This is a genomic window from Citrobacter sp. Cb031 (genome assembly GCF_030336725.1).
In the GTDB taxonomy this organism is placed as follows: domain Bacteria; phylum Pseudomonadota; class Gammaproteobacteria; order Enterobacterales; family Enterobacteriaceae; genus Citrobacter; species Citrobacter braakii.
In genome coordinates, this window is the sequence record NZ_JAOWDA010000021.1 from 330,921 (window position 1) to 345,027 (window position 14,107).

General features: G+C 53.6%; 11 protein-coding genes. 9 read left to right on the forward strand and 2 right to left on the reverse strand.

What is annotated here, in order from left to right; all coding sequences use genetic code 11:
- Positions 1 to 70: 70 nt before the first annotated feature.
- Complete coding sequence (gene phrB, locus OGV93_RS06055) at positions 71 to 1,489, reverse strand: deoxyribodipyrimidine photo-lyase (RefSeq protein ID WP_287109442.1); 1,419 nt, start codon at positions 1,487 to 1,489, stop codon at positions 71 to 73.
- Positions 1,490 to 1,613: 124 nt separating this feature from the next.
- On the reverse strand, positions 1,614 to 1,820 hold the full coding sequence (locus OGV93_RS06060; RefSeq protein WP_003022870.1) for a YbfA family protein: 207 nt from the start codon (positions 1,818 to 1,820) through the stop codon (positions 1,614 to 1,616).
- 308 nt (positions 1,821 to 2,128) lie between these two features.
- Here OGV93_RS06060 and kdpF point away from each other — a divergent pair, with 308 nt between their 5' ends.
- The 9 genes from kdpF to potE all read left to right on the forward strand — a co-directional run bounded on the left by kdpF (position 2,129) and on the right by potE (position 14,064).
- The gene (kdpF, locus tag OGV93_RS06065) at positions 2,129 to 2,218 is read left to right on the forward strand and encodes a K(+)-transporting ATPase subunit F (RefSeq protein WP_001670793.1); all 90 of its coding nucleotides are present in this window, start codon (positions 2,129 to 2,131) and stop codon (positions 2,216 to 2,218) included.
- Positions 2,218 to 3,897, forward strand: a complete 1,680-nt coding sequence (gene kdpA, locus OGV93_RS06070; RefSeq protein ID WP_115190822.1) for a potassium-transporting ATPase subunit KdpA — start codon at positions 2,218 to 2,220, stop codon at positions 3,895 to 3,897. Before kdpF ends, kdpA begins: the two co-directional genes overlap by 1 nt.
- A 20-nt stretch (positions 3,898 to 3,917) precedes the next feature.
- Positions 3,918 to 5,966, forward strand: coding sequence for a potassium-transporting ATPase subunit KdpB (gene kdpB, locus OGV93_RS06075; protein ID WP_016152268.1), 2,049 nt, complete (start codon positions 3,918 to 3,920; stop codon positions 5,964 to 5,966).
- Positions 5,967 to 5,974: 8 nt separating this feature from the next.
- Complete coding sequence (gene kdpC / locus OGV93_RS06080) at positions 5,975 to 6,541, forward strand: potassium-transporting ATPase subunit KdpC (RefSeq protein ID WP_103929022.1); 567 nt, start codon at positions 5,975 to 5,977, stop codon at positions 6,539 to 6,541.
- A gap of 10 nt (positions 6,542 to 6,551) precedes the next feature.
- Entirely contained in the window at positions 6,552 to 9,236 is a 2,685-nt protein-coding gene (kdpD, locus tag OGV93_RS06085) for a two-component system sensor histidine kinase KdpD (RefSeq protein WP_284201329.1), read from the forward strand.
- Complete coding sequence (kdpE, locus tag OGV93_RS06090; RefSeq protein ID WP_016152265.1) at positions 9,233 to 9,910, forward strand: two-component system response regulator KdpE; 678 nt, start codon at positions 9,233 to 9,235, stop codon at positions 9,908 to 9,910. Before kdpD ends, kdpE begins: the two co-directional genes overlap by 4 nt.
- A gap of 278 nt (positions 9,911 to 10,188) precedes the next feature.
- Positions 10,189 to 10,293, forward strand: coding sequence for a leader peptide SpeFL (gene speFL / locus OGV93_RS06095; protein WP_114149115.1), 105 nt, complete (start codon positions 10,189 to 10,191; stop codon positions 10,291 to 10,293).
- Between the two features lie 256 nt (positions 10,294 to 10,549).
- Positions 10,550 to 12,748, forward strand: coding sequence for an ornithine decarboxylase SpeF (speF, locus tag OGV93_RS06100; RefSeq protein ID WP_047501716.1), 2,199 nt, complete (start codon positions 10,550 to 10,552; stop codon positions 12,746 to 12,748).
- Positions 12,745 to 14,064, forward strand: a complete 1,320-nt coding sequence (potE, locus tag OGV93_RS06105; RefSeq protein ID WP_016155987.1) for a putrescine-ornithine antiporter — start codon at positions 12,745 to 12,747, stop codon at positions 14,062 to 14,064. The genes speF and potE overlap by 4 nt, the downstream gene beginning before the upstream one ends.
- Positions 14,065 to 14,107 lie beyond the last annotated feature (43 nt).

Below are 14,107 nucleotides of genomic sequence, written 5' to 3' on the forward strand. Positions count from 1 at the left end.
AGCGCTAATAGCTCCCGACTGCAACATGTTCATTCTGCTGGAAGGCATTACGCAGAAATCCGTCACATACTTATCCCTTGCGCGCCGCCTCATAGGCCGCCAGCGTCGCCAGTCTTGCCTGTTTATGATCGACAATCGGACGAGGATAGTTAAGCGTAACCTGCGCTTTTTCAGCCCATGTCCACGGGTCATGAATGGCTTTACCCGGCACATCGCGCAGTTCCGGCAGCCACTGGCGGATAAACTCACCGTCGCGGTCAAATTTTTCGCCCTGAGTCGTGGGGTTAAAGATACGGAAATACGGTGCGGCGTCGGTCCCGGTTGAGGCCGCCCACTGCCAGCCGCCGTTATTGGCCGCCAGATCGCCATCGATCAGTTGCGACATAAAATATTGCTCGCCTTTACGCCAGTCGATCAGCAGATCTTTCACTAAAAAACTGGCCGTAATCATGCGTAATCGATTATGCATCCAGCCCGTGGCGTTGAGCTGACGCATCGCCGCATCCACAATCGGGTATCCCGTGTTCCCTGTTTGCCAGGCATGCAAATGTGCCGGATTATTCTGCCATTGCACGCGATCGGTCCAACGGATAAACGGTTGATGCCGACACAGCGCCGGATGGTAAGTCATCAGATGACGATAAAATTCACGCCAGATAAGTTCGTTCAGCCAGACGCTGCCTTCCCCTCCTTCAAGCGCCTGCGGCTGCTCCGCGAGCAGTCGATTCAGGCACTGGCGCGGCGACAATCCCCCTGTCGCCAGGCTCGCGGATAATCGACTGGTACCATCAACCGCGGGGAAATCACGCCGTTGCTCATATTCTCTCGCGGCCTGCTGGCAAAACTGGCGTAATTGCGCGATAGCCAGTTTTTCTTCTGCCACAAACCGCTGCGCATCAAAATCTTGCTGCGGATAGCTCAGCGTTATTGATGTTAACGGAGCGTCAAGAGCGCCGCTTTCTCTCACCTTCGGCGCGCTAACGCATTCTGGAACACCCTCTTTAATCCGCTTTAGCCAGGCATTTTTAAACGGTGTAAAGACTTTATACATTTCGTGATTGCCGGTCATGACCGCCCCCGGAGGCAAGATCACACTATCGTCAAACCCTTCACACACCACATGGGGTAGTACCTTCTCAACGGCGACATCACGCTGACGTTCGTTTATTTCGTATTGATAGTTATAAAACAATCGGCTGACGCTATGCTGTGCGCAGACGTTTTTGACGGTTTCCACGCTGGTCGCAAAATCTGCAACTTCATCAAACAGAAGCGGGATGCCTTTTTCCGCCAGCGCCGTCTGCAACGCATTCAACTGCGCACTCACAAATGCCGCCTGACGTGGGGCCATTTCGTGCGCCTTCCACTGCTCAGGAGTAGAGATATATAGCGCGATGACCTGCGCAGTACGATCCCGACAAGCCGCCGCCAGCGCGAGGTTGTCATGCAGACGTAAATCACGTCGAAACCAGACCAGATGGGTGGTCATAATACTCCCGGATATAAATTAATCATTGCCACTCGTTATCTATTACACCGACAAGTGTAGACGTCGGCGCATAAAAAAAACCGCCACATTACTGTGAGCGGTTTTCTTGAGCAAGAACGATAACTTAGTAGAAATCGCAGGTAGCTTTTTCAGCCTGCTCCATCCACACCGGTTTATCACTGGTTTTAGACCAGACGCGGTGCAGGTAGCTGTAAAAACGAGCGCGGTCTTTCCAGAACAGCATGACCGGTAGCGCCAGCACGCCCGCCACTACGGCAAAGGTACGGCGCAAGAAAACAATGTGTGCTGGATATTCTTTATAAAAGTCCATAATCCTCTCCCATATATCTGTTCGGTGAATAGCACCGGAAAAATAAATTTGGTTAACTGATGAAAATAATACCGCCTTGTGTGTAATTTTGCTACTCATCCGACCACTTATTTTTATCTATTGATGCTCCGTTTAGCATAAAACCGTAATTAAGTTACATAAAGGTTAAATTAATACTAACCATTAGTTAAATAATGGTTTTTGCCATTTTTATACTTTTTTTACACCCCACCCGCTGATTTTTGCGAAATCTTTGCAAGCAAAAACCTACGCTCTGGTTATCACATTTATGCCACTGGAGGTGCACTGTGAGTGCAGGCGTGATAACCGGCATTGTGCTGGTCTTTTTATTATTAGGTTACCTGGTCTATGCCCTGATCAATGCGGAGGCGTTCTGATGGCAGCCCAAGGATTTTTACTCATTGCCAGTTTCTTGCTGGTGCTATTTGTCATCGCCAGACCGTTGGGATTTGGGCTGGCTCGACTGATCAACAATACGCCCCTGCCGGGTCTGGTTGGCGCGGAGCATTTACTCTGGCGCGGTCTGGGCATCTCGCAGCAGGAGATGAACTGGCGGCAGTATCTGCTGGCTATCCTTGCTCTCAATGCGCTGGGCCTGCTGGTCCTGTTTTCGATGCTGATGGCGCAAAACCTGCTGCCGCTAAATCCCCAGCAACTACCAGGGCTTTCGTGGGATCTGGCGCTCAATACGGCGGTGAGTTTTGTCACTAATACCAACTGGCAATCCTATGCTGGCGAAACCACCTTAAGCTATTTCAGCCAGATGGCTGGATTGACTGTGCAGAATTTCCTGTCTGCGGCGACCGGAATTGCGGTGATTTTTGCCCTGACCCGCGCTTTCACACGCCAGAGTATGAACACGCTGGGCAACGCTTGGGTCGATCTGGTTCGCATTACGCTGTGGATCCTCGTCCCTATTGCGTTGCTCATTGCCCTGTTCTTCATTCAGCAAGGTACGTTGCAAAACATATTGCCTTATCAGCCCATCACCACCCTTGAAGGGGTGAAACAGCTGCTGCCAATGGGGCCAGTCGCCTCACAGGAAGCGATTAAGATGCTCGGCACTAACGGAGGGGGATTCTTTAACGCTAACTCATCGCATCCGTTTGAAAACCCAACCGCACTGACCAATCTGGTACAGATGCTGGCTATTTTCTTAATTCCCACCGCGCTGTGTTTTGCCTTTGGTGATGTAGTGGGCGATCGTCGTCAGGGGCGGACCTTACTGTGGGCCATGTCACTGATTTTTGCGGTCTGCGTTGCCGTCGTGATGTGGGCCGAAGTTCAGGGCAACCCGCACCTGATGGCATTCGGTGCCGACAGCAATATCAACATGGAGGGCAAGGAGAGCCGCTTTGGTGTGCTGGCCACGAGTCTCTTTTCCGTCGTCACCACAGCAGCATCCTGCGGGGCTGTCGATGCGATGCATGACTCCTTTACCGCACTGGGCGGCATGGTACCTATGTGGCTGATGCAGATTGGTGAAGTGGTCTTCGGCGGTGTGGGTTCAGGTCTGTACGGCATGCTGCTGTTCGTGCTGCTGGCGGTATTTATCGCTGGGTTAATGATTGGCCGTACGCCGGAGTATCTGGGTAAGAAAATCGACGTGCGCGAAATGAAAATGACCGCGCTGGCGATTCTGGTCACCCCTACGCTGGTCCTGCTCGGGACAGCGATCGCCATGATGAGCGAAACCGGGCGCAGCGCCATGCTTAACCCAGGTCCTCACGGCTTTAGTGAAGTCCTGTATGCCGTGTCGTCTGCCTCGAACAACAACGGTAGCGCCTTTGCCGGATTAAGCGCCAATAGCCCGTTCTGGAACTGCCTGCTGGCCCTGTGCATGTTCTTCGGTCGCTTCGGCGTGATCATCCCCGTGATGGCTATTGCCGGGTCGCTGGTCAGTAAAAAGATCCAGCCAGCAAGCCCAGGCACGCTACCTACCCACGGCGCGCTGTTTGTCGGGTTGTTAATCGGTACGGTGTTACTGGTTGGCGCTCTCACCTTTGTTCCTGCCCTGGCGCTTGGCCCGGTCGCAGAATACCTGTCATTACACTGAGTGATGCGGAGCACATTACTATGAGTCGCAAGCAACTGGCGCTGTTCGAACCCTCTCTGGTCGCACAGGCGCTGATGGACGCCGTGAAAAAATTAAGCCCACATACCCAGTGGCGTAACCCGGTGATGTTTATCGTCTGGCTGGGCAGTTTGTTAACAACCCTGTTAACGGTGGCGATGGCAACAGGTCATATGCAGGGTAGCCCGTGGTTTACCGGCGCGATAAGTCTGTGGCTATGGATTACCGTTCTGTTCGCCAACTTCGCTGAGGCGCTGGCGGAAGGTCGCAGTAAAGCTCAGGCTAATAGCCTAAAGGGAGTCAAAAAAACTGCCTTTGCCCGTAAACTTCGCGAACCCAAATACGGCGCGGCAATGGATCACGTTCCTGCCGATGATTTACGGAAAGGGGATATCGTGCTGGTGGAAGCTGGCGATATTATCCCGTGTGACGGCGAGGTCATTGAAGGTGGCGCATCAGTAGATGAAAGTGCCATTACCGGTGAATCCGCGCCTGTGATTCGTGAATCCGGTGGCGATTTCGCCTCCGTCACCGGCGGGACCCGCATCCTCTCCGACTGGCTGGTTATCGAATGCAGCGTAAACCCCGGTGAAACGTTCCTCGACCGGATGATCGCCATGGTTGAAGGCGCGCAGCGGCGTAAAACGCCCAATGAAATCGCCCTGACGATCCTGCTGATTGCCCTGACCATTATCTTTTTGCTGGCGACCGCCACGCTATGGCCGTTTTCCGCCTGGGGTGGTAGTGCGGTCAGCATCACGGTGCTGGTTGCCTTGCTTGTGTGTTTGATCCCTACAACGATAGGCGGACTGCTCTCAGCGATTGGCGTCGCCGGGATGAGCCGCATGCTGGGCGCGAATGTCATCGCTACCAGCGGACGTGCAGTAGAGGCGGCAGGTGACGTAGACGTACTGCTGCTGGATAAAACCGGCACCATTACGCTGGGTAACCGTCAGGCTTCGGATTTTCTGCCCGCCCACGGCGTGGACGAAAAAACGTTGGCCGACGCCGCACAGCTTTCATCGCTGGCCGATGAAACGCCGGAAGGCCGCAGCATCGTGATCCTGGCAAAACAGCGCTTTAATCTGCGTATTCGCGACGTGCAATCGTTGCACGCTACCTTTGTGCCGTTTACCGCCCAAAGCCGGATGAGCGGCATCAACATCGACAACCGAATGATCCGCAAAGGGTCGGTCGATGCCATTCGTCGGCACGTTGAAGCCAACGGCGGCCACTTTCCCGCCGATGTGGAGCAGAAGGTCGAAAGCGTCGCTCGCCTTGGCGCAACGCCGCTGGTGGTTGCCGAAGGCTCCCACGTACTGGGTGTGATTGCGCTGAAAGATATCGTGAAAGGCGGGATCAAAGAACGTTTTGCTCAACTGCGCAAAATGGGGATTAAAACGGTGATGATCACCGGCGATAACCGCCTGACCGCTGCCGCGATCGCCGCTGAGGCCGGAGTGGATGACTTCTTAGCTGAAGCCACGCCGGAAGCCAAGCTGGCGCTGATTCGTCAGTATCAAGCGGAAGGTCGTCTGGTGGCGATGACCGGCGACGGAACCAATGACGCTCCTGCCCTGGCGCAGGCCGACGTTGCGGTCGCCATGAACTCGGGAACTCAGGCAGCGAAAGAAGCAGGTAACATGGTGGATCTCGACTCCAACCCCACCAAACTGATTGAAGTAGTGCACATTGGTAAACAAATGCTGATGACGCGCGGTTCGCTGACCACTTTCAGTATTGCCAACGACGTCGCGAAGTATTTCGCTATTATCCCGGCCGCCTTCGCCGCCACCTATCCGCAGCTCAATGCGCTGAACGTGATGGGACTGCATTCGCCAGACTCGGCGATCCTCAGCGCGGTTATCTTTAACGCGCTGGTTATCGTCTTTCTGATCCCGCTGGCGCTAAAAGGCGTGAGCTACAAACCTTTGTCCGCATCCGCGATGTTGCGCCGCAATTTGTGGATCTATGGTCTGGGCGGTTTGGTTGTGCCGTTTATCGGTATCAAAGCGATTGATTTACTGCTGACCCTGCTGGGTCTGGTGTGAGGTTTCAGATGAGTGGATTACGTCCTGCATTATCAACATTGATTTTCCTGATGCTTATCACCGGCGGGGCTTACCCGTTGCTGACGACCGCGCTGGGGCAGTGGTGGTTTCCCCACCAGGCTAACGGTTCGCTTCTTAGCGAAGGTCAGGTGGTTCGCGGCTCTGAGCTCATCGGGCAACATTTTACCGCTGCCGGTTATTTTCAGGGGCGTCCGTCTGCCACAGCTGAAATGCCCTATAATCCAATGGCTTCAGGCGGCAGTAATCTGGCAGCCAGCAACCCGGAACTGGATAAACAGCTGCAAAGCCGGATTACCGCACTGCGTGCCGCCAACCCGCAGGCCAGTCCTGCCGTCCCGGTAGAGCTGGTAACGGCTTCTTCCAGCGGGCTGGATAACAACCTGACGCCAGCCGCGGTGGCCTGGCAAATTCCCCGCGTGGCGCAGGCTCGCAACCTCAGCGTTGAAGAGGTTACGCGGTTGGTTGCACAATATACGCACAAGCCGTTGGTCAGTTTTATCGGTCAGCCGGTGGTGAACCTGGTGGAACTTAATTTAGCGCTGGATAAGCACTGAGAAAAAGGACATGCATAACGAACCCTTACGCCCCGACCCCGATCGCCTGCTGGAGCAGACCACGGCCCCGCACCGGGGAAAACTGAAAATTTTCTTCGGTGCCTGTGCTGGCGTCGGCAAAACCTGGGCCATGCTGGCAGAGGCCCAGCGACTGCGGGCGCAAGGGTTAGATGTGCTGATTGGCGTGGTGGAAACCCATGGACGCAAAGAGACCGCCGCGCTGTTGGACGGCCTCGGCATCCTGCCGCTAAAGCGACAGGCGCGTCACGGCCGCCATATCAATGAGTTCGATCTCGACGCGGCGCTGGCCCGCCGTCCGGCGCTCATTTTGATGGATGAACTGGCGCACAGTAATGCGCCAGGCTCACGGCATCCTAAGCGCTGGCAGGACATTGAAGAGCTGCTGGAAGCCGGGATTGATGTCTTTACTACCGTTAACGTGCAGCACCTGGAAAGTCTCAATGACGTGGTCAGCGGCGTTACCGGCATTCAGGTTCGTGAAACCGTACCCGACCCTTTTTTCGATGCCGCCGACGATGTGGTGCTGGTCGATCTCCCCCCCGACGATTTGCGCCAGCGCCTGAACGAAGGCAAGGTTTATATCGCCGGTCAGGCAGAAAGAGCAATTGAGCATTTCTTTCGCAAAGGTAATCTGATCGCGCTACGTGAACTGGCCCTGCGCCGCACGGCTGATCGGGTAGACGATCAGATGCGCGCCTGGCGAGGACGTCCGGGAGAGGAGAAAGTCTGGCATACCCGCGACGCTATTTTACTGTGCATTGGGCACAATACCGGCAGTGAAAAACTGGTACGCGCCGCCGCACGTCTGGCGGCGCGTCTCGGCAGCGTCTGGCATGCGGTGTATGTCGAAACGCCAGCGCTGCACCGACTGCCCGAAAAACAACGCCGCGCAATTTTAAGCGCTCTGCGGCTGGCTCAGGAGTTAGGCGCAGAAACAGCCACCCTTTCCGACCCCGCCGAAGACAAAGCGGTCATCCACTATGCCCGTGAGCATAATCTGGGAAAAATTGTGCTCGGGCGTCCGACTTCGCGTCGCTGGTGGCGTAGCGATTCCTTTGCCGACAAACTCGCTCATCGCGCACCGGATCTCGACCTGATGATTGTTGCGCTCGATGAGCCCCCTTCACGCCCTGTGCTGCAAACGGCAGATAGCCGCACCTTTAAGGATAAATGGCGGGTACAAATTCAGGGTTGTGTAGTTGCCGTTGCGCTGTGCGCCATCATTACGCTAATCGCCATGCAGTGGCTAATGGCCTTTGACGCCGCCAACCTGGTGATGATCTATTTATTGGGTGTGGTGGTTATCGCACTCTTTTACGGACGCTGGCCATCAGTACTGGCAACCTTTATTAACGTCGCCAGCTTCGATCTCTTCTTTATTGCCCCACGCGGGACGCTGGCCGTTTCAGACGTTCAGTACCTGCTCACCTTTGCCGTAATGCTAACGGTAGGGCTGGTTATTGGTAATCTGACCGCCGGGGTGCGTTATCAGGCGCGGGTTGCGCGTTATCGTGAACAGCGTACGCGTCATTTGTATGAGATGTCGAAAGCGCTGGCAGTCGGTCGGAGTCAGACGGATATCGCCGCCACCAGTGAACAGTTTATCGCTTCAACGTTTCAGGCCCGCAGCCAGGTTTTACTGCCCGGTGAGAACGGCAAGCTGGCCCCGCTCACCCATCAACAGGGCATGACGCCGTGGGATGACGCCATTGCCCAATGGAGCTTTGACAAAGGGCAACCGGCCGGTGCAGGCACCGACACGTTACCGGGCGTGCCGTATCAGATTTTACCGTTAAAAAGCGCCGATAAAACGCATGGGCTGCTGGTAGTCGAACCGGGAAATTTACGCCAGCTTATGATCCCCGAACAGCAACGCCTGCTGGAAACCTTCACTCTACTGGTAGCCAGCGCACTGGAGCGCCTGACGCTGACCGCCAGCGAAGAGCAGGCACGGTTTGCCAGCGAGCGCGAAAGCATTCGCAACGCCCTGCTCGCTGCTCTGTCCCACGATTTGCGCACGCCGTTAACGGTGTTGTTCGGTCAGGCGGAAATCTTAACACTGGATCTGGCCAGCGAGGGATCGCCGCACGCGCGCCAGGCCAGTGAGATTCGCCAGCACGTTCTGAATACTACCCGACTGGTTAATAACCTGCTGGATATGGCGCGAATTCAGTCTGGCGGCTTTAATCTTAAGAAGGAGTGGTTAACGCTGGAAGAGGTGGTCGGCAGCGCCCTGCAGATGCTGGAGCCCGGTCTCTCTGCCCCGATAAATCTGTCGTTACCTGAACCGTTAACACTGATTCACGTCGATGGTCCGCTCTTTGAACGGGTGCTGATTAACCTGTTGGAAAACGCCGTCAAATACGCGGGGCCACAGGCGCAAATCGGTATTGATGCCAGCGTCGATGGCGCACATCTGCAACTGGACGTCTGGGATAATGGGCCGGGTATTCCGTCGGGTATGGAACAGCGCGTTTTTGACAAATTTTCCCGGGGAAATAAAGAGTCATCGGTGCCCGGCGTTGGGCTGGGGCTGGCAATTTGTCAGGCTATTGTGGACGTGCACGGCGGTACTATTTCGGTCCACAATCGCGCGCAAGGAGGAGCCTGTTTTCGTGTTACACTGCCCCAGGAAATCCCCCCTGAACTTGAAGATTTTCATGAGGATATGTGACGAACGTACTGATTGTTGAAGATGAACATGCCATTCGCCGCTTTCTGCGCACTGCGCTGGAAGCCGATGGCCTGCGTGTATATGAAGCGGAAACGCTGCAACGTGGTCTGTTGGAAGCCGCCACGCGAAAACCCGATCTCATCATTCTCGATCTCGGCCTGCCGGACGGCGACGGCATTGATTTTATTCGCGACCTGCGACAATGGAGCGCGATTCCGGTGATTGTGCTTTCAGCCCGCAGTGAGGAAAGCGATAAAATTGCTGCGCTGGATGCCGGTGCCGATGACTATCTCAGTAAACCCTTTGGTATTGGCGAGCTACAGGCGAGATTGCGCGTGGCATTGCGTCGCCACGCCAGCGGTGCGTCTCCCGAACCGGTGGTACATTTTTCCAACGTCAAAGTGGATATTGCCGCGCGCCTCGTTCACCGTGGTGACGAGGAAATTCATTTGACGCCGATTGAGTTTCGTCTGTTAGCGGTTCTGCTAAATAATGCCGGGAAGGTACTGACGCAACGCCAGTTGTTAAATCAGGTTTGGGGACCAAACGCCGTCGAACATAGTCACTATCTACGTATTTATATGGGACACCTGCGCCAGAAGCTGGAACTGGACCCGGCTCGTCCGCGTCATTTTCTGACCGAAACCGGAATTGGCTATCGGTTTATGCCGTGAATTCTTATTCATTTTTTCTGATTAATTAATAAATATATTTTTCATTACTCATTTCACTGCATAATACTTATTATGCAGCCAGTAGAATATTGTAAAAAAATAATAAAATACAAATAAATAACATATAAACAACAAAACAGCATCTTGTCCCGCACTATGCATAAATGGCGACTAAATATTTTATAAACGATCGTTTTTTATTGATCTTCTTCACAGTTCATAGCCATTTCCTGGATAAAATACCCGCACCTTCCACTTATCCAGTAAAGGTAACTAAAATGGAAAATAATAGCCGTACAATGCCACATATAAGGCGAACAACGCATATTATGATGTTTGCCCACCGCAACAGTTTCGACTTTCATTTCTTTAATGCCCGTTAGTCTTCCGACTAAGGGCACTCAAGTATACAGGTCTTCCTGACTCTCTGTATCGCAGGCTAACGCCTGTATCCGCAGTGCTCTCCCTGCATAACCCTGTATTACCTGTGACCGGACCGGTTAGGGTTTATTGCATCTTCAAAAAAGCAATTTACTGATTTATTTATCAGCGGTATGACTTTGCTTTTTTTTCCGGAGTTATCAATTTCTCATTTGAGAAATTGAGGACCTGCTATTACCTAAAAATAAAGAGATGAAAATGTCAGAATTAAAAATTGCCGTAAGCCGTTCCTGTCCTGATTGTTTTTCTACGCAGCGTTCTTGCGTAAATATCGATGAAAGTAATTTTATTGATGTTGCTGCTATCGTGTTATCCATCAATGATATTGAACGTGGAAAACTCGATGAAATTGACGCCACCGGCTATGGGATTCCTGTTTTTATCGCCACCGAAAATGAAGAACGTGTTCCATCTGAACATCTGCCGCGGATCTCAGGTGTATTCGAATGTAATGAAGCCCGTACCGCCTTTTATGGCCGGCAGTTAGAAACCGCCGCCAGCCATTATGAAACGCAGTTACGTCCGCCGTTCTTCCGTGCGCTTGTCGACTATGTCAATCAGGGTAACAGCGCCTTTGATTGTCCTGGTCATCAGGGGGGCGAGTTTTTCCGTCGCCATCCTGCGGGTAATCAGTTTGTCGAATATTTCGGCGAAACACTTTTCCGCTCCGATTTGTGTAATGCCGATGTCGCAATGGGTGATCTGCTGATTCACGAAGGCGCTCCCTGCATCGCACAACAGCACGCAGCTAAAGTTTTCAACGCGGATAAGACCTACTTTGTACTGAACGGGACCTCCTCATCGAACAAAGTGGTGCTTAACGCATTGCTCACCCCAGGCGATCTGGTGTTATTCGACCGCAACAACCACAAGTCAAACCACCACGGCGCGTTATTGCAGGCCGGGGCAACGCCGGTATATCTGGAAACCGCGCGTAACCCGTACGGCTTTATCGGCGGGATCGACGCGCACTGCTTTGAAGAAGGCTATCTACGTGAACAGGTGAGTGAAGTTGCGCCACAACGTTCGAAAGATGAGCGTCCGTTCCGTCTGGCCGTGATTCAGTTAGGTACCTACGATGGCACAATCTATAACGCCCGTCAGGTGGTGGATAAGATCGGTCATCTGTGCGACTACATCCTGTTTGACTCCGCGTGGGTTGGCTATGAGCAGTTTATTCCGATGATGGCCGATTGCTCTCCGCTGTTGCTGGATCTTAACGAAAATGACCCCGGCATTCTGGTCACCCAGTCAGTGCACAAACAACAGGCAGGCTTCTCTCAGACTTCGCAGATCCACAAAAAAGACAGCCATATTAAAGGCCAGTCTCGCTACGTGCCTCATAAACGAATGAATAACGCGTTCATGATGCACGCCTCCACCAGCCCGTTCTATCCGCTCTTTGCCGCACTGGACATCAACGCCAAAATGCATGAAGGCGTCAGCGGGCGCAACATGTGGATGGACTGCGTCGTCAACGGAATTGATACTCGTAAGTTGATCCTGGAAAACTGCCACCATATCCGCCCGTTCGTGCCGGAGATAGTAGAGGGTAAACCGTGGCAGGCTTATCCCACCGCTGAAATCGCCAGCGACCTGCGTTTCTTCCATTTTGTCCCAGGTGAACACTGGCATGCTTTTGAAGGGTATGCCGAACACCAGTACTTTGTGGATCCATGCAAATTGCTGCTCACCACTCCGGGTATTAATGCACGTAACGGCGAATACGATACCTTCGGCGTTCCGGCTACCATTCTGGCTAACTTCCTGCGCGAAAATGGTGTGGTGCCCGAAAAATGCGACCTCAACTCCATCCTGTTCCTGCTGACCCCCGCAGAAGATATGGCGAAGTTGCAGCAGCTTGTCGCCCTGCTGGTACGTTTCGAAAAACTGCTGGAAGCCGATGCCCCGCTAGCCGAGGTTCTGCCCTCAATCTACAAGCAGCATGAAGCCCGTTACGCCGGTTACACCCTGCGCCAGCTGTGCCAGGAGATGCACGATTTGTATGCGCGTCACAACGTGAAGCAGCTACAGAAAGAGATGTTCCGTAAGGCACATTTCCCGCGCGTCAGCATGAATCCCCAGGATGCCAACTATGCATATCTGCGTGGTGAAGTTGAACTGGTGCGTCTGCCGGACGCTGAAGGTCGCATCGCGGCAGAAGGCGCGCTGCCTTATCCTCCGGGCGTGCTGTGTGTGGTTCCGGGTGAAATCTGGGGCGGTTCAGTATTACGTTACTTCAGCGCACTGGAAGAAGGAATCAATTTGCTACCGGGTTTTGCGCCTGAACTCCAGGGTGTCTACATCGAAGAACACGACGGTCGTAAACAGGTGTGGTGCTACGTGATTAAGCAACAAAGCGCGCAACACGCTCTGTTGAAAGGGGAAATGTTATGAGCAAAGCCAAATCCAACAAAATGGGCGTCGTCCAGCTCACTATCCTGACCATGGTTAATATGATGGGATCCGGAATCATCATGTTGCCCACCAAGCTTGCGGAAGTCGGTACTATCTCGATCATCTCGTGGCTGGTGACTGCTGTCGGTTCAATGGCGCTGGCCTGGGCCTTCGCAAAATGCGGTATGTTCAGCCGTAAATCTGGCGGTATGGGGGGTTACGCTGAATACGCCTTTGGCAAATCCGGTAACTTTATGGCGAACTACACTTATGGCGTTTCGCTGTTAATCGCCAACGTGGCTATCGCCATCTCCGCCGTTGGCTACGGTACCGAGCTGTTTGGCGCCACACTGACACCGGTGCAGATTGGCCTGGCAACCATTGGTGTACTGTGGATCTGTACCGTGGCTAACTTTGGCGGGGCGCGCATTACCGGGCAGATTAGCAGCATCACCGTTTGGGGCGTCATTATTCCGGTTGTCGGTCTGTGTATCATCGGCTGGTTCTGGTTCAGTCCGACGCTGTACGCTAACTCCTGGAATCCACACCACGTCCCGTTCTTCACGGCTGTCGGTTCTTCCATTGCGATGACCTTGTGGGCTTTTCTGGGTCTGGAATCGGCCTGCGCCAACGCTGAAGTGGTAGACAATCCGGAACGCAACGTGCCCATCGCCGTATTGGGCGGTACGCTGGGCGCGGCGGTGATTTACATCATCTCCACCAACGTGATAGCCGGGATTGTGCCGAATATGGATCTGGCTAACTCTACGGCGCCGTTCGGTTTAGCCTTTGCACAAATGTTCACCCCGGAAGTCGGTAAGGTGATCATGGCGCTGATGGTGATGTCCTGCTGCGGTTCACTGCTGGGCTGGCAGTTCACTATCGCTCAGGTATTCAAATCGTCGGCTGATGGGGGTTACTTCCCTAAAATCTTCTCTCGCGTGACCAAAGTAGACGCGCCGGTACAGGGGATGCTGGCTATCGTGATCATCCAGAGTGGTTTATCGCTGATGACTATCAGCCCGTCACTGAACAGTCAGTTCAACGTGCTGGTCAACCTGGCGGTGGTAACGAACATCATTCCGTATATTCTGTCGATGGCCGCGCTGGTAATTATTCAAAAAATGGCGAATGTTCCGTCGTCGAAAGCGAAACCGGCAAACTTCGTGGCGTTTGTTGGCGCATTGTACAGCTTCTATGCGCTCTACTCCTCTGGCGAAGAAGCAATGCTTTATGGTTCTATCGTGACCTTCCTCGGCTGGACGCTGTATGGCCTGGTATCACCGCGTTTTGAACTGAAAAATAAGCATAGTTAAATCCTGGCATAAAAAAGCCCGGTAGCGCTAACGCTTACCGGGC

What these genes read in the sequence shown, in the direction of transcription:
- phrB (WP_287109442.1), bottom strand. Translation starts at nt 1,489, where the DNA reads ATGACCACCCATCTGGTCTGGTTTCGACGTGATTTACGTCTGCATGAC.
- OGV93_RS06060 (WP_003022870.1), bottom strand. Translation starts at nt 1,820, where the DNA reads ATGGACTTTTATAAAGAATATCCAGCACACATTGTTTTCTTGCGCCGT.
- kdpA (WP_115190822.1), top strand. Translation starts at nt 2,218, where the DNA reads ATGGCAGCCCAAGGATTTTTACTCATTGCCAGTTTCTTGCTGGTGCTA.
- kdpB (WP_016152268.1), top strand. Translation starts at nt 3,918, where the DNA reads ATGAGTCGCAAGCAACTGGCGCTGTTCGAACCCTCTCTGGTCGCACAG.
- kdpC (WP_103929022.1), top strand. Translation starts at nt 5,975, where the DNA reads ATGAGTGGATTACGTCCTGCATTATCAACATTGATTTTCCTGATGCTT.
- kdpD (WP_284201329.1), top strand. Translation starts at nt 6,552, where the DNA reads ATGCATAACGAACCCTTACGCCCCGACCCCGATCGCCTGCTGGAGCAG.
- speFL (WP_114149115.1), top strand. Translation starts at nt 10,189, where the DNA reads ATGGAAAATAATAGCCGTACAATGCCACATATAAGGCGAACAACGCAT.
- speF (WP_047501716.1), top strand. Translation starts at nt 10,550, where the DNA reads ATGTCAGAATTAAAAATTGCCGTAAGCCGTTCCTGTCCTGATTGTTTT.
- potE (WP_016155987.1), top strand. Translation starts at nt 12,745, where the DNA reads ATGAGCAAAGCCAAATCCAACAAAATGGGCGTCGTCCAGCTCACTATC.